Origin of the sequence: Sphingobium sp. LMC3-1-1.1 (genome assembly GCF_040676285.1) — a bacterium.
GTDB lineage: Bacteria > Pseudomonadota > Alphaproteobacteria > Sphingomonadales > Sphingomonadaceae > Sphingobium.
Window position 1 is genome coordinate 295,404 of record NZ_JBEGHQ010000023.1, and the last position, 14,611, is coordinate 310,014.

The 14,611-nt window shown below is 63.1% G+C and carries 14 protein-coding genes; 10 read left to right on the forward strand and 4 right to left on the reverse strand.

Annotation, left to right across the window (positions count from 1 at the left end):
- Window positions 1–10: 10 nt before the first annotated feature.
- The 4 genes from MRBLMC3_RS14775 to MRBLMC3_RS14790 are packed head-to-tail and all read left to right on the forward strand — an operon-like array spanning window position 11 to window position 1,836.
- Window positions 11–712 (forward strand): N-acetylmuramidase domain-containing protein, encoded by a 702-nt coding sequence (locus MRBLMC3_RS14775; protein ID WP_363830005.1) that lies wholly within the window; start codon window positions 11–13, stop codon window positions 710–712.
- Entirely contained in the window at window positions 709–1,095 is a 387-nt protein-coding gene (locus MRBLMC3_RS14780) for a hypothetical protein (RefSeq protein ID WP_363830008.1), read from the forward strand. The genes MRBLMC3_RS14775 and MRBLMC3_RS14780 overlap by 4 nt, the downstream gene beginning before the upstream one ends.
- Window positions 1,095–1,415 (forward strand): hypothetical protein, encoded by a 321-nt coding sequence (locus MRBLMC3_RS14785; protein WP_363830010.1) that lies wholly within the window; start codon window positions 1,095–1,097, stop codon window positions 1,413–1,415. The genes MRBLMC3_RS14780 and MRBLMC3_RS14785 overlap by 1 nt, the downstream gene beginning before the upstream one ends.
- 43 nt (window positions 1,416–1,458) lie before the next feature.
- Window positions 1,459–1,836 carry a hypothetical protein gene (locus MRBLMC3_RS14790; RefSeq protein WP_363830012.1) on the forward strand — a complete coding sequence of 126 codons (378 nt, stop codon included), beginning with the start codon at window positions 1,459–1,461 and terminating at the stop codon, window positions 1,834–1,836.
- 17 nt (window positions 1,837–1,853) lie between these two features.
- On the opposite strand, the gene MRBLMC3_RS14795 is transcribed toward MRBLMC3_RS14790, so the two are convergent.
- On the reverse strand, window positions 1,854–2,177 hold the full coding sequence (locus MRBLMC3_RS14795) for a hypothetical protein (RefSeq protein WP_363830014.1): 324 nt from the start codon (window positions 2,175–2,177) through the stop codon (window positions 1,854–1,856).
- Window positions 2,177–2,347: a hypothetical protein gene (locus tag MRBLMC3_RS14800; RefSeq protein WP_363830017.1), complete on the reverse strand. Its 171-nt coding sequence runs from the start codon at window positions 2,345–2,347 to the stop codon at window positions 2,177–2,179. The genes MRBLMC3_RS14795 and MRBLMC3_RS14800 overlap by 1 nt, the downstream gene beginning before the upstream one ends.
- A 412-nt stretch (window positions 2,348–2,759) precedes the next feature.
- On the opposite strand from MRBLMC3_RS14800, the gene MRBLMC3_RS14805 reads away from it, so the two are divergent.
- From MRBLMC3_RS14805 to MRBLMC3_RS14820, 4 genes are all read left to right on the forward strand, one after another.
- A complete protein-coding gene (locus MRBLMC3_RS14805; protein ID WP_363830019.1) occupies window positions 2,760–3,392 on the forward strand; it encodes a protein-L-isoaspartate O-methyltransferase family protein in 633 nt (210 codons plus the stop codon).
- 18 nt (window positions 3,393–3,410) lie between these two features.
- Window positions 3,411–4,883 carry a TolC family outer membrane protein gene (locus tag MRBLMC3_RS14810; RefSeq protein WP_363830022.1) on the forward strand — a complete coding sequence of 491 codons (1,473 nt, stop codon included), beginning with the start codon at window positions 3,411–3,413 and terminating at the stop codon, window positions 4,881–4,883.
- Window positions 4,884–4,951: 68 nt separating this feature from the next.
- A complete protein-coding gene (locus MRBLMC3_RS14815; protein WP_363755942.1) occupies window positions 4,952–5,443 on the forward strand; it encodes a DUF2497 domain-containing protein in 492 nt (163 codons plus the stop codon).
- A 210-nt stretch (window positions 5,444–5,653) separates the two neighbouring features.
- Window positions 5,654–7,708, forward strand: coding sequence for a S9 family peptidase (locus MRBLMC3_RS14820; RefSeq protein WP_363830025.1), 2,055 nt, complete (start codon window positions 5,654–5,656; stop codon window positions 7,706–7,708).
- Between the two features lie 35 nt (window positions 7,709–7,743).
- On the opposite strand, the gene MRBLMC3_RS14825 is transcribed toward MRBLMC3_RS14820, so the two are convergent.
- A complete protein-coding gene (locus MRBLMC3_RS14825) occupies window positions 7,744–8,460 on the reverse strand; it encodes an alpha/beta fold hydrolase (protein WP_363830027.1) in 717 nt (238 codons plus the stop codon).
- A 77-nt stretch (window positions 8,461–8,537) separates the two neighbouring features.
- Between MRBLMC3_RS14825 and MRBLMC3_RS14830 the strand changes: the two genes are divergently transcribed.
- Both MRBLMC3_RS14830 and MRBLMC3_RS14835 read left to right on the forward strand, forming a co-directional pair.
- Window positions 8,538–11,237 carry a valine--tRNA ligase gene (locus tag MRBLMC3_RS14830; RefSeq protein ID WP_363830446.1) on the forward strand — a complete coding sequence of 900 codons (2,700 nt, stop codon included), beginning with the start codon at window positions 8,538–8,540 and terminating at the stop codon, window positions 11,235–11,237.
- Between the two features lie 78 nt (window positions 11,238–11,315).
- Window positions 11,316–12,767 carry an MATE family efflux transporter gene (locus tag MRBLMC3_RS14835; protein ID WP_363830029.1) on the forward strand — a complete coding sequence of 484 codons (1,452 nt, stop codon included), beginning with the start codon at window positions 11,316–11,318 and terminating at the stop codon, window positions 12,765–12,767.
- A gap of 4 nt (window positions 12,768–12,771) precedes the next feature.
- On the opposite strand, the gene MRBLMC3_RS14840 is transcribed toward MRBLMC3_RS14835, so the two are convergent.
- Entirely contained in the window at window positions 12,772–14,430 is a 1,659-nt protein-coding gene (locus MRBLMC3_RS14840; protein WP_363830032.1) for an ATP-binding protein, read from the reverse strand.
- Window positions 14,431–14,611: the final 181 nt, after the last annotated feature.

A 14,611-nucleotide genomic window follows, 5' to 3' on the forward strand; every position in this document is an offset into this window, starting at 1 on the left:
GGAGAAAGTCATGGATCAGGCTGCGCTTCAGCGGCGGCTGGCGACGCTCGGCTATTATCATGGCGCGATCGACGGGGCATTCGAGGACAAGAGCAAGGCCGCGTTGCTGACATGCCTGACCGATGGTCCGGACTATGCGATCAACGCCGGCGACATTGCGATGGCGGCGAAAGACCTTGCGGTGGAGCCGGCGAAGGTCTGGGCGGTCTACGACGTGGAGGCGGCCGGCGACGCCTTTATCGACGGACGCCCGGCGATTCTGTTTGAACCGCACCGTTTCAGTCGGTCGACCGACCATCGCTATGACGCCAGCCATCCGCGCCTTTCGTCGCGAACATGGAACCGCAAGCTCTATCCTGGTTCGCAGGACGGGCGATGGCGGCAGTTGCTGGATGCCGTGGCGCTGGACGTGGACGCCGGCTTCATGTCCGCCAGCTATGGCGCGTTCCAGATCCTGGGGGAGAATTTCGACGTCTGCGGCGCGCCTGACGCATGGTCCTTCGCCTGGCGCCAATCGCGGACCGAAGGCGACCAGCTCGATGCCTTCATCGCGTTCGTCGCCGGGCGGGGTCTGAAGCGGGCCTTGCAGGCCATCAGCGCCGACCCGGCAACGTGCAAGCCCTTTGCGGACGGCTATAATGGGACCGCATCCGCCCTCAACCGCTATGCCGAGAAGATCGCCGCAGCCTATGCGAAACGGTGGGCGGCATGAGTGAACCGCGCAAGAAGGCCGTATATGTGGGCGCGCCGGCCTGTTTCGCTCTCGAAGCGGAATGTCAGCTTTTGAACCGCGCTTTCCCTGGCTCCTGCTATCTAGTCGGCTCGGCATTAGAGCGGCCTGACTGGCGCGATGTCGATGTGCGCATGATCATGGACGATGATGCTTTCGCTGCGCTCTTCCCGCATGCGAAGAGCCATTGGGAATTTGATGCGCGGTGGGTCATCATGACCGTGGCCATTTCGGAGCGGCTGTCGAAGCTGACCGGGCTTCCCATCGATTTCCAGTTTCAGCCGCGGACGCATGCCAATGACCGTCACAAGGGGCCACGAAACGCGCTGGGCCTGATCTTTTCGGCCCATGAGGAGGGGGATTGATGACCGTCCTCCCCGACACGTCCGCATGGACCGCGAGCGACTGGCGCCGCCTGATCGGCATCGTGTTCCTCGGCGCCGGCGGCGTGGCCTGCACGATCATCGCGTGGGTAGCGCTGACCTTCATGGCGGAAAAGTCGACCAGCCCATGGCCCGCCGCCTATTTCGGCTATGGCTGCCTGGTGCTGATCGGCATCGTGCTGACCGGCCTGTCCGCCATCCTCGGCCGCCGCACCTTCAAGTTGAAGATCGGCGGCAACACGGTCGAGAGCCTGGGCGAAGACACCGTCGACGCCATCAAGAAGGCGGCGGAGCAGCCATAGCGCTGCATTCCCTCATTTCCCCTACCTCAGCAGGAGCATTGCCATGTTCGGAATTCGCATCATCTCGAAATCGAAGCTTAATGAGCTGAAGGCCGCCGCGGCGGTCGCCATGGCCATCGTGCCGACGGAAACCGCAAAGGCAGTGCTCGCGCTCAAGCAGACGAAAATAGGCGCGGCGGTGGCCAGCGACATCGATGCGATGTCTTCAAAGGCCATGACCGGTACGGAAAAGTTCGAGGCGGTACTGGCGAACACGCTGCCGCTGGTGATCGAATTCCTCACCGACGGCGGCTTCAGCGCGGCGATCGATGAGGTCGAGGACATCGGCCGTGCTCTGGTCCAGAGCGTGTTCAACGACTTCAAGTCGACCACTGCGGGGAAGCTGGCAAAGACGATTCTCAGGTTGGTCGGCTTGGGCTGATCTTGTTAGGCCGCTGGTTATCCCCGGAAGCTGTTGACGATCCTTTTCCACTCCCGTTCATCGGGTAGGGGGAGGGTGATCGACGGAAGTTCGCGGACCAGTTCCAGCGTGACGGGCCGGACACGCTTCCCATAGCGGCGGCCGCATTCTCGACACCATAGCTTCTCCCGCACGCAGCCCATGCGGTCGTCTAGGCCACGGCGATGGAAGTGATACCAAAGGCCATGCGGATCGAAGACCGCCGCATGGCCGCACGTGCAGATGGCCTTCACGCAGTAGTGCCAAGCCGCCGCTTCGAAGAGGCATGTGGCGACTTTCAGGCCGTCCTTGTAGCGGGCCATCACTCGGCTGGCGGGCGAGCCTCGCGCCGCGCCCATGCGAGCGCGCCCAGCATGAAGGGGCCATCGTCGCGCTTCCCTTCCCTGATCTCCGAAATGAACTGTCGATTGCTCAGCCCGCGCGCCTCCAGCGCACACGCGACAGCGTCGCGCACGTCATCAATGCGTTCCATGATGTCCTCCTATACGTGAACGTATGAAGAACAAAATGCGAGTCGGTCAAGGGTTCTCAGAGGTGATCCGGGGTCCAAAAAGTTCGCAGCATGCCCGGAGACCCGCAGAAAAGCGTACGGAGAACATTTCATGAAATGTGCGAACTTTGACGCACTTGCGCGAGTCACGTGGGATTTGCAGTCCGCTGCGTCACCACTCCGCCATCGGGCCTCGGCGTGGGTGGCCGCAAATGTGCGGCTTTTGATGCAAAGTCAAGCAGCGCTGTGATATCGTAGCGCAAGATTCTGGTGTTGGAGCACGTAAAGCCGCTTGGCGTGGCTCGTTGGCTGATTTAGAGGTCCGATTTATATCTTTGCTGTATTGCTTTCCTAATACAGCTTTCCTAAAAGCTATCCCAGTCGAGGAATTGTCGTGACGGAGCAGAATTTTTCATCGATGCGGGCCGCCATGGTCGAAAGCCAGCTTCGCACCAGCGATGTGGATGATCAGCGCGTGATTGCGGCGATGGCGCATGTGGCGCGGGAGGAATTCGTGCCGGCTGAGCGGCGGGCCATGGCTTATGTCGATCGGCCGGTCCCGCTTGCGGGCGGTCGCGCGCTCAATCCGCCGCTGGTCACGGGCCGTCTGCTGAAGGAAGCGCAGATCGCCAAGGGTGACAGGGTGCTGTTGATCGGCGCCGCCACAGGCTACAGCGCGGCACTGCTGGCGACGCTGGGTGCGCAGGTCACCGCGGTCGAGGAAGAGGGCGGACCGGACATCGCGGTCGATGGCGTAACCGTGGTTCGCGGCCCTCTGAATGCTGGTTCTGCCGTTGGCGCGCCCTATGATGTGCTGTTCGTCGACGGTGCGGTGGAGGAAGTGCCCGCCGTGCTCGTTCAGCAGCTTGCCGATGGCGCGCGGGTGGTGACAGGCATTGTCGAGCGTGGCGTGACCCGCCTGTGCAGCGGTCGGGTGGTGTCGGGGGTGCTGGGTCTTTCCCGCCTCGCCGACATGGAAATGGTTGTACTTCCGGGCTTTGCCGCACCGGAACGATTTGTGTTCTGAAAGGGGCTATGGGGGGACATGACAGCAAGATCTTGGCTTTCGGGGCGTAATGCCCTCATCCTGTTGCTGTCGGTGTCCTCTGCCATGGCCGGGACGGTTCATGCGGAGACCCTGCAGGGGGCTCTGGCCAAGGCCTATCGCTCCAACCCGACGCTTACCGGCGCGCGTGCCGGGCAACAGGCGACCGATGAGGGCGTGCCTATCCAGAAGGCGGCGGGGCGACCCTCGCTTGGAGCGACCGGGACCTATACGGAAAGCATTCTCAAGCCGACGATCAGCTTCACTTCGCCGCAGCGGACGGTGGATGCGAATGCCCAGTTGACCGTACCGCTTTATTCCGGCGGCGCCGTGCGTAACGGCGTGAAGGCGGCGAAGACCCGCGTGGCAGCAGGGCAGGCAGATCTTCGCGGGACGGAGGCGAGTGTCTTTTCCCGCGTGGTTGCCGCCTATATGGACGTGATCCGCGACAGTGCCGTGGTCGCGCTCAACCAGGCCAATGTGAGGGCGCTGGAGGTCAATCTCCAGGCGACAGGCGACCGTTTCGAAGTGGGGGACGTGACCCGAACGGATGTCGCGCAGTCCGAATCGCGATTGGCGCTGGCCCGCTCCAGCCTCCAGACGGCCGAGGCGAACCTGATCACCAGCCGGGAAAATTATATCGCGCTAGTCGGCGAGGCGCCGGACGATCTTCAGCCGCCGCCAGCGCTTCCGGGACTGCCGGCGTCCCCTGATGCCGCGGTACAGGTCGCACTGAAGGACAATCCGGATATCCTGGCCGCCGCCAAGAATCGGGAAGCGACGGCTTACGATGTCAATGTGGCCAAGGCAGCGGTATCGCCCACGCTCTCCGCCTTCACCCAGGCGGGTTACACCAATTATCTTGATACGCTGAGCGCCATGAACAGCGCCGACGGGTCGCAGGTCAACAAGCAGGCCTCGGCAGGCGTGCAACTCAGCATTCCACTCTACCAGGGCGGACGTCCGGCCGCGCAGGTGCGGCAGCGCCAGGCGCTCGAATCGCAGGCTATGGAGCAGGTGATCGAGGTCGAGCGCGGCGTGATCGCGCAGGCCCGTTCGGCTTATGCAAGCTGGCAGGCGTCGCTGGAGAGCATCCAGTCCAACCAGAAGGCGGTGGACGCGGCGAACCTGTCGCTGGAAGGCGTGAGAGCGGAAAATTCCGTCGGCAGCCGCACCATATTGGACATCTTGAATGCCGAGCAGGAAGCGGTGAACGCCAAGGTTCAACTGGTGACGGCGCGCCGCAACGCCTATGTCGCCGGCTTCAGCCTGTTGGCGGCCATGGGCCATGCCGAGGCGGATGACCTGAACCTCGAAACCGGTACGCTTTATGACCCGATGGTTAATTATGACCGGGTGAAGGGCAAATGGTTCGATTGGGATTTCGACCCAGCGCCAAAGGTTCAATCGACGCGGACCGTTGACTCCCCGGCGCAAAACGCCAATGTGGACCCCGGTTTGGCACAGCCTTAACGCAATTTTAACCTCAGGAGCGTTCCTTGGTGGTATGGCGTTAACGGGGACAGGAATAGGGGTTAACCATGGGCGACATGAGCAAGGAACCCTCGATGGAGGACATCCTCTCGTCCATCAAGCGGATCATCGCTGAAGAGGGCGAGGAAGCGGTGCAGACCCTGCCACGCCGAGCACGCGGAGAAGCCGCGCAGAAGGTCCGGCCTGTTTCCGTGCCGGAGGCCCTGTCCGAACCAGCTGGTGACGAAGTGCTGGAACTGACCGACGAGGTTGCTGTGGAGGAACCCATGCCTGCTCATCGAACGTCCCGCGCGTCCCGGCCTGCTGCCGAGCAGGAAGATGCGTCCATCCTGTCCGTCGAAAGCGAAGTTGCGGCCCGGCATTCCCTGTCCGCCCTGTCATCCATGCTCGTTACGCCCAGGGAAGGCGAAGACAATACGCTGGATGGGCTGGTGCGTTCGATGCTGAAGCCGATGCTGAAGGAATGGCTGGACGCGCGCTTGCCGCAGATGGTCGAGGACATGGTCGCCAAGGAAATCGCCCGAATCACGGGCCGCTGAGTCGAGACGCTCTGATTCGCGCCATTGCGAGGTGCGGTTGCTTGTCTCCCGCCGCAATCATGCTGAACTGACCGCGATCATTCGGTCTTTGTTATTTTATTACGCACTAGTGGCTGATCCTTGCGAGCCAGCCGGCGGCTGCCTACACCCTTGTTGATAGCTTCGTCGCCGCCGCGAAAAGCGGCGCGATCCGGTTCAAGGGTGTCATCGATGAAATCTCTTCTGCAAGCGGGACTTGGTGCTCTGGCTCTCGCTCAAGCGGCGTGGATCGCCGCGCCAGCCTCTGCCCGGCCATTCACGCCCGGCGATATGGTCGACCTGCGTCGCGTGTCGGCGCCGGCGCTTTCCCGCGACGGGCGATGGCTCGCCTATCAATTGCGAGCGACCGATCTTGCAGGGAACAGGGGAAGGACGGACCTGTATCTGCTGGACCTGAGCAAGGCGGGTGCGGCGCCTCGCATGATTGCCTCCCTCCCGGACAAGAATGAAAGCGCGCCAGCCTTTTCGACGGACGGCAGATCGCTCTACTATCTCTCCAACCGGAGTGGGGAAGACCAGCTTTGGCGGGTCGTCGTCCAGGATGGCAAGAGCGAGCAGGTGACGAAGGCGCCCGGCGGGATTTCGGGGTTCCTGCTCAGTCCGGCGGGTGATCGCGTCGCGCTGTGGGCAGACCGGCCCGTGGGTGCGAAGACCCTTGACGATGTAAAGGCCGCGCCCCCGCCCACGGCTGGCACGGGACGTGTCTATGACCAGTTGTTCGTGCGCCATTGGGATACATGGGCGGACGGGCAGCGCTCGCAGATCTTCGTGATGCCGCTGGGTGGCGGCAATGCCGTGTCGGTCATGGGTGCGCTGGTCGGAGACAGCCCGTCCAAACCCTTTGGCGGTGCCGAAGAGATCGCCTGGAGCGTCGACGGCAAGACTCTGTTCTTCACGCTGCGCGAGGCGGGGCGCATCGAATCCCTGTCCACCAACATGGATATTTTCGCGGTTCCCGCTGACGGGCGCGCGGCACCCGTCGATCTGACGGACGCCAATGATGCGATGGACAGCATGCCCGCGGTGTCGCCCGATGGAAAATGGCTTGCCTATGCCGCGATGAAGCGGCCGGGCTATGAGAGTGACCGGCAGGTGTTGATGCTGCGCGACATCGCGACGGGCGAGACAAGGACGCTGACCGAGGCGTGGGACCGATCGGTCGCGTCCATTGTGTGGGAAGCCGATGGCAGGGGCATTCTGGTTACCGCCGATGATGTGCTGGACCATCCGGTATTCCGCGTGGACGCCGCGTCGGGCAAGGTCACGCGGCTGACGCAGGCGGGTCATGCGGGCAGCGTCCTGCCGCTGCCCAAGGGCGGCTTCGTCTACATGCTCGACAGCATTCAGTCGCCCGCCGATTTCTGGAAGATGCCGGGCGGCAAGGGCAGGGCCGTTCGGTTGACCAGCGTCAATGGGGACAAGCTGGCCGGGGTCGACGATGTGTCGGTGCAGCGATACAGCTTCAGGGGCGCGAATGGCGACATTGTCTGGGGCCAGATCGTGAAGCCGAAGGGGATTGGGGGCAAGCTGCCGGTGGCCTTGCTCGTCCACGGCGGCCCGCAAGGCAGCTTCAACGACAGCTGGTCCTACCGCTGGAATCCCAAGCTGTTCGCTTCCCATGGCTATGCAGCGGTCATCGTCGATTTCCATGGTTCGACGGGCTATGGGCAGGCCTTTACCGACAGCATCAACAAGGATTGGGGCGGCAAGCCTCTGGAGGACCTGAAACTGGGTCTGGCGGCCGCCGCGGCGCGGGACGCGCAGGTCGACGCAGGAAACGGCTGCGCACTTGGCGCCAGCTATGGCGGTTACATGATGAACTGGATCGAAGGGAACTGGCCCGACGGCTTCAAGTGCATCGTCCAGCATGACGGCGTGTTCGACGCCCGTGCCATGGCTTATGAAACCGAGGAATTGTGGTTCGACGAATGGGAACATGGCGGACCCTATTATGAAAATCCGCAAGAGTTCGAAAAATGGAACCCGGTCAACCATGTGACCCAATGGAAGACGCCGATGCTGGTGGTGACCAGCGAAAAGGATTTCCGCATTCCCTACACGCAGGGACTAGCGGCCTTCACCGCGCTGCAGAGGCGAAACGTGCCGTCAAAGCTGCTGATCTTCCCGGACGAGAATCACTGGGTGCTGAAGCCGCGCAACTCGCTGCAATGGTATGACGAGGCACTGGGCTGGCTGGATCGGTGGACGAAGAAGCAGGACCGGTGAGACTTCTATGGGTCTGCGCTCCAAATTAGGGCGGATCAGGCGATAGCGCGGATGAAGCCGGTCAGTATCTCCGCCAGCTTCTCCGGCGCCTCGACAGGCAGCATATGGCCAGCGCCCTCCACCACTTCCAGCCGGGCATGGGGGGCGCGGTCGACCATCTCCTGATGTTGGGCCGGGGGAGCCCAATTGTCCTCGCTGCCGGTGACCGCGAGGAAGGGGCAGCTTATGGACGCAAGCAGGTCCAATCGATCCGGCCGGCTGAGCAGGGCCTTCTGCTGGCCTGCGAAAATATCGGCGTCGGCGCGCAGCAGCATGTCGGTGATGCCCTCGATCAACGCCACATCCTCCAGTCGGTGCGGCGCCAACATGGGGGGCATCCACTGTTTCGCGACGCTGCCCATGCCCTCTCTACGGGCGAGATCGACCAGTTTCAGGCGCCCTTCCGCCTCATGCGCCTTGGGGCCGCCCGCGCCCGTATCCAGCAGCGCCAGTCCCACCATGCGGTCCGCCACCTGGTCCGCCAGCTCCAGCGCGACCCGGCCGCCCATGCTGTGGCCGATGACCACCATCTGACCGCTGACCCTGTCCGCGATATTCCGGGCCATGGCAGCCAGAGAATCGCAGCCGTCGGTGCGGGCGATATGGATGGAGCCAAGGCGGCTCAGCGCGCCGATCACGCCGTGCCAGACCCAGCCATCGTTCATCAGGCCGGGGATCAGTACGATGGTCAGCGGCTTTGGGGATGCGGTCACGGCTTTTTTGCCTCATGGACGGAGGAAAGATGCAGCGGATATTTGACGCCGCCGCCGCCTTGCGTAAAGGCCAGCCTATGACCGAATTGCCCAAGACCTTCGACCCCGCCGAAATCGAGTCCCGCTGGTACGCCCATTGGGAGGAGCGGGGGCTGTTCCGCCCGGCCCGGCCCGATGCTGAACCCTTCACCATCGTCAACCCGCCGCCGAACGTTACGGGCAGCCTGCATATCGGCCATGCGCTCGACAACACCTTGCAGGACATCGTCATCCGCTACGAGCGGCTGCGCGGCAAGGACGCGCTGTGGGTGGTGGGGACCGACCATGCGGGCATCGCGACGCAGATGGTGGTCGAACGGCAGATGGAGGCGCAGCAGGACAAGCGCACCAACTACACCCGCGAGCAGTTCGTCGAGAAGGTGTGGGAATGGAAGGCGGAAAGCGGCGGTGCGATCACGCGCCAGCTTCGCCGCCTGGGCTGTTCCATGGATTGGGCCAATGAGCGCTTCACCATGGACGAGGGCTTTTCGAAAGCCGTCATCAAGGTGTTCGTGGAATTGCACAGGCGTGGCCTGCTGTATCGCGACAAGAGGCTGGTGAACTGGGATCCGCGCTTCCGCTCGGCGATTTCGGACCTGGAGGTCGAGACGCAGGAGGTGAAAGGCGGCTTCTGGCACTTCCGCTATCCGCTCGCCGATGGGGTCAAGCTCCCCAGCGGGGCCGACCATATCGTGGTCGCGACGACAAGGCCGGAAACGATGCTGGCGGACATGGCGGTCGCGGTTCATCCGGACGATCCCCGCTACCGGGACGTCATCGGCAAGGACATCCTCCAGCCGATCACTGGCCGGCGTTTCAGGATAGTGGGCGACGAGCATGCTGATCCTGAACTCGGATCGGGCGCGGTCAAGATCACGCCGGGGCATGATTTCAACGACTTTGAAGTGGGCAGACGGGCGGGCTTCCGCGCCGCCGGGATGCTCAACATGTTCGACGCTGACGCCAATGTGACCCAGACCGCCGATGGGTTGATCCCGGATCGGTTCCTGGGGCTGCACCGTTTCCGGAAGGATGGCGTGGACGGCGCGCGCGAATTGGTGGTGGCGGAGATGAAGGCGCTCGGCCTGCTGGTGCCGCACGTCTCGAAGAACAAGGAAGGCGAGGAAGTCCTCTCCGACGCAGAGCCGCGCACCATCCAGACGCCCTTTGGCGACCGTTCGGGCGTGGTGATCGAGCCGTGGCTGACCGACCAATGGTATGTCGACGCGGAGAAGCTGGCGGTCGCGCCGATGCAGGCGGTGCGTGACGGGCGGATCGAGATCGTGCCCAGGACATGGGAAAAGACCTTCTTCAACTGGATGGAGAATATCCAGCCCTGGTGCGTGTCGCGCCAGCTCTGGTGGGGACATCAGATTCCCGCCTGGTATGACGAGGACGGCAATCCCTATGTCGCGGAGAGCGAAGCAGAAGCGCAGGCGATGGCCGGGAACAAGGCGCTGGTCCGCGATCCCGACGTGCTCGATACCTGGTTCTCCTCCGCGCTCTGGCCCTTTGGCACGCTGGGCTGGCCAGAGGAGACCGAGACGCTCAAGCGCCATTACCCCAATGACCTGCTGATCTCCGGCTTCGACATCCTGTTCTTCTGGGATGCGCGCATGGCGATGCAGGGGCTGGAGTTCATGGGTGATGTGCCGTGGCGCAAGCTCTATCTTCACGGTCTGGTGCGGGCCGCGGATGGGCAGAAAATGTCCAAGTCCAAGGGCAATGTCGTCGATCCGCTGGGCCTGATCGACAGGTTCGGCGCCGATGCGCTGCGTTTCTTCATGGCGGCCATGGAAAGCCAGGGGCGCGACGTGAAGATGGATGAAAAGCGCGTCGAGGGCTATCGCAACTTCGCGACGAAGTTGTGGAACGCGGCGCGTTTCCTGCAAGCCAACGGCGTCGCCGCATCGACCAGCCATGAGGCACCCCATGCGGAAGCCCCGGCCAATCGCTGGATCATCGCGGAGACGGTGGCGACCGTCCAGGCGATCGACACTGCCATGTCTGAACTGCGGTTCGACGCCGCGGCCAACGCCATTTATCACTTCGTCTGGGACCAGTTTTGCGATTGGTATATCGAGCTTACCAAGGGCTCGATGGACGAGGAAACGCGCGCCGTCGCGGGTTGGGCGTTCGACCAGATCCTGGTGATGCTGCATCCGTTCATGCCCTTCATTACCGAAGAGTTATGGAATCTGACCGGCAGCCGCGAAATAGAACTGATCGTCGCCCGCTGGCCGCAGGCGCTCTATGCCGTCGACAGCGAGGCGCAGGGGGAGATCGATTGGCTTATCCGGCTGATCGGCGCGATGCGGACGGCGCGCACCGAACTGAACGTGCCGCCCGGCGCGAAGCTCAGCGTGGTCGTGCATGACGCGGCCGAGGAAACCCGCCGCCGCATCGATCGCCAGGGGGCCGCATTGGCGCGTCTGGGCCGGGTGGAAAGCCTCTCCTTTGGCGATAGCGTCACGGGCGGCGCGGCGCAGATCGTGGTGGACGAGGCGACCTTCATCCTGCCGCTGGAAGGCGTGATCGACATCGCCGCCGAGAAAGCGCGGCTCGCCAAGGCCTTGGCGGCGGCCGAGAAGGAACGGGATTCGCTGTCCGGGCGTCTTTCCAATCCCAGCTTCGTCGAGAAGGCCAAGCCCGAGGCGGTGGCCAAGGCGCGCGAGGATCATGGTGAAAAGGCGGCAGAGGCGGAAAGATTGAAGGCGGCGCTGGAACGGCTCGCCTGACCGGCGAAGGAATCTGACCGGGAGTCACCGGGTCAGCCAGATGGTGCGAGTTGTCATCCGCAAGGGACAGGAGGGTTCATGGTTGCAGGGGAACAGCGGGCCAGAGACCTGACGCAAGGACCGATTGCATCGGCGTTGCTGCTGTTCGCCATCCCGACATTGGCGTCCAACATCCTCCAGTCGCTGAACGGATCGATCAACGCCATTTGGGTCGGCCGTTTCCTGGGCGCGCAGGCGCTAGCGGCGACCGCCAATGCGAACATCACCATGTTCCTGATGTTCTCCGTCGTGTTCGGGTTTGGCATGGCGTCGACGGTGATGGTTGCGCAGGCGGTGGGACGGAACGATCTTGACGCGGCGCGCAGGGCTTTCGGATCGGCTGTTGGTTTCTGCACCCTGCTGGGTCTGGTCGTAGCGACCGCCGGATGGATCGGCGCGCCGGCCTTGTTGAGGCTGCTGGCGACCCCGGCGGAGGCGTTCGACCTTGCGCTCATCTATTTGCGGGTGATCTTCGTCGCCATGCCCGCTTCCCTGCTGAGCGTCATGATGATGATGGGCCTGCGCGGAACGGGTGATGCGCGAACGCCGTTGATCTTCATGCTCGTGAGCGTCGGTGTCGATCTGGTCCTCAACCCCGTGTTGATCCTTGGTCTTGGTCCGATTCCAGCCATGGGCATCGGCGGTTCGGCTGCCGCCACGGCGGCGGCGGGTGTGATCAGCCTTATCGGCATCATCCTCTACACCTATGCGAAGGATCTGCCGCTGCGGCTGCGCGGGCGGGAACTGGCATATCTGCGCCCGGCGCCGGACCAGATGCGGCTTCTGTTCGGCAAGGGGCTGCCCATGGGATTGCAGATGATCGTCATGTCCACGTCGGGACTGGTGATGATCGGCCTCGTCAATCGCGAGGGGTTCCTTGTCACAGCGGCCTATGGCGCGGCCCAGCAGATCTGGACCTATCTCCAGATGCCGGCCATGGCGATGGGCGCGGCGGTCAGCGCCATGGCGGCGCAGAATATCGGCGCTGGCCGATGGGATCGGATCGGCCGCATCACCGGCTATGGCATGGGTTATCTGTTTCTGATCACCGGCACGATGGTCGCTGTTATCCTGCTGTTCCACGCGCCGTTGCTGTCGCTGTTCCTGGGACAGAATGAGGCAGCGATCGCCGCTGCCTGGCACATGCAGCTTCTGGCGAGCTGGAGCTTCATGCTGTTCGGCGGCACGATGATCCTGTTCGGGGTGATGCGGGCCAACGGCGTGGTGGTGCGGCCGTTGCTGATCCTTGTGTTCACTCTCTTCGCAGTGCGGCTGGGCTTCTACCATCTGGGTTATCCGCATCTGGGTGCGGATGCCCTGTGGCTGAGTTTTCCTGCGGGTTCGGCTGCCGCCTTCCTGCTTGCCGGGCTGGTCTATCTGCAGGGTGGCTGGCGGAAGGCGAAGCTGCTCGTTCCCGTGAACCAGGAAGAGTGCCGCGAAAGTGTCAATGCGGAGAGCGAACCAGCCGGGCGGGTCGTCCCGGCGGGATAGAAGCCTATCGCCCCTGGCTGCGCCAGCGCGTGATGGTGCGCGCCAGTATCTCCGCTTCTCCGCCCGACTGGCGCCAGAGTTCCGTAAAGCTCGGATCGCCCGAAGCGGGACGACGTGCTTCCTCCAGATTGTCCAGCGCCACGCGGATCGGCACGGCGACGCCTTCGCCGCAGATGATCGCTTCCCGGTTGCGCAGGGCGGGGATGGAATCCAGGAAGCCGCGCGCGCCTTCCGGCATGGCAGCCTTCACAAATGCCTGGTCGCGGTCATTGTTGAGGCGCATGGAGATGATCGTGCCGCATTGCGACAGCACGCCTTCCGCAAGGTCCGACGGACGTTGGGTGATAAGGCCCAGCGACACGCCATATTTACGGCCTTCCTTTGCGATCCGTTCCAGGATGCGGCGAACGGCCTGCCCGCTGCCGCTGGTGCTGCTGGGGATGTAGCGATGGGCTTCCTCGCAGACGAGCAGGATCGGGCGCTGTGGCTCGTCCCGCGCCCACAGCGCATAGTCGAACACCAGCCGCGACAGCACCGACACCACCACGGAGGTGATGTCGGACGGCATGGACGACACGTCTATGATCGAGATCGGCTTGCCGCCGGAGGGCAGGCGGAAGATCTTGGCAAGGAATTCCTGCATCGAATCCGCGACCAGCATGCCGGAGAACATGAAGCTGTAGCGTGGATCGCTCCTGATCTCGTCGATCTTGGTCTTCAGCCGCATATAGGGCAGCGATCCGGTGCCCTTGTCCAGCTTCCCCATCTCGTTCTGAAGGATGTTGGTGAGATCCGACAGCATATAGGGCACAGGTGAGTCGACGGTCAGCCGGCCAATGCTCTCCGCCAGCCGGTTTTTCGACCGCGCGGCAAGCAGGCATTTGGCGAGGATGTCGCAATCCACCGTCCGCTCAGAGCCTTCCGAGGTGACGAACACCTCGCAATGCTCCTCAAAATTCATCAGCCAATAGGGCAGGGCGAGGTTGTTGACGTCGTAGACCGCGCCATTCTGCTGGAAGGCGGCGCCATATTCGCCATGGGGGTCGATCATCACGATATGGCCCTGCGGCGACAGGTCGCAGATGCGGTGCAGGATCAGTGCGGCGCTGGTCGATTTGCCGGTGCCGGTCGAACCCAGCAGGGCGAAATGCTTGCCCAGCATCGAATCGACATAGAGCGCGGCGCGGGTGTCGGACGTGGGATAAACGGTGCCGATCTGCACATGGGGACGGTCGTCGGCGGAATAGATCTGCTGCATGTCCGCGCTCGACACCGGATAGACCTCCGTCCCCGGCGTCGGATAGCGGGTCACGCCGCGGCGGAAGCGGTAGATCCGCCCCGTCAGCTTCTCTTCATCGCCTTCGCCCAGAAAATCGATGTCGACAATGATGCTGTTGCTGTCCTGCCGGTCCATCGCCATCGCGCGGACGCTGGCGATCAGCCAGACGGGGCCAACGCGCATCTTGACCTGGCTGCCGACCTGCCCCGCCATGGCGAGCGAAGGGTCGGGATCATGCGCCAGTGACGCAATGCGGGCAGCGTCGATGATCAGTTGCGAACTGGATCCGGCGATTTGGAAAACCATTCCCATGGCATCGACAGGAGCCTGGAAGACATGCGGCTGCGCGCCGGCAAAATGGTCTGCACCGTGCATCTGGGTCATGAACCTGCTTTTCCCTCGACCGGACGGGATTCCGGCACGTTGGATCGATTTAACCGGCGACCGGTAAAGATTCTGCTTATCGCCTGCCCATGTTGTTGGTGCGGCCAGTCTGGCGCCGTGTTGGTCAGAGGAAATGCGTGTCAGGCTTGGCTGTTGAAACATTGACCGAAAGTCGGGGATA

Excerpts from the sequence above, each read along its gene's own strand:
- MRBLMC3_RS14785 (WP_363830010.1), top strand. The coding sequence starts at position 1,095 with ATGACCGTCCTCCCCGACACGTCCGCATGGACCGCGAGCGACTGGCGC.
- MRBLMC3_RS14835 (WP_363830029.1), top strand. The coding sequence starts at position 11,316 with ATGGTTGCAGGGGAACAGCGGGCCAGAGACCTGACGCAAGGACCGATT.
- MRBLMC3_RS14800 (WP_363830017.1), bottom strand. The coding sequence starts at position 2,347 with ATGGAACGCATTGATGACGTGCGCGACGCTGTCGCGTGTGCGCTGGAG.
- MRBLMC3_RS14840 (WP_363830032.1), bottom strand. The coding sequence starts at position 14,430 with ATGACCCAGATGCACGGTGCAGACCATTTTGCCGGCGCGCAGCCGCAT.
- MRBLMC3_RS14790 (WP_363830012.1), top strand. The coding sequence starts at position 1,459 with ATGTTCGGAATTCGCATCATCTCGAAATCGAAGCTTAATGAGCTGAAG.
- MRBLMC3_RS14775 (WP_363830005.1), top strand. The coding sequence starts at position 11 with ATGGATCAGGCTGCGCTTCAGCGGCGGCTGGCGACGCTCGGCTATTAT.
- MRBLMC3_RS14795 (WP_363830014.1), bottom strand. The coding sequence starts at position 2,177 with ATGGCCCGCTACAAGGACGGCCTGAAAGTCGCCACATGCCTCTTCGAA.
- MRBLMC3_RS14830 (WP_363830446.1), top strand. The coding sequence starts at position 8,538 with ATGACCGAATTGCCCAAGACCTTCGACCCCGCCGAAATCGAGTCCCGC.
- MRBLMC3_RS14820 (WP_363830025.1), top strand. The coding sequence starts at position 5,654 with ATGAAATCTCTTCTGCAAGCGGGACTTGGTGCTCTGGCTCTCGCTCAA.
- MRBLMC3_RS14780 (WP_363830008.1), top strand. The coding sequence starts at position 709 with ATGAGTGAACCGCGCAAGAAGGCCGTATATGTGGGCGCGCCGGCCTGT.
- MRBLMC3_RS14815 (WP_363755942.1), top strand. The coding sequence starts at position 4,952 with ATGGGCGACATGAGCAAGGAACCCTCGATGGAGGACATCCTCTCGTCC.
- MRBLMC3_RS14810 (WP_363830022.1), top strand. The coding sequence starts at position 3,411 with ATGACAGCAAGATCTTGGCTTTCGGGGCGTAATGCCCTCATCCTGTTG.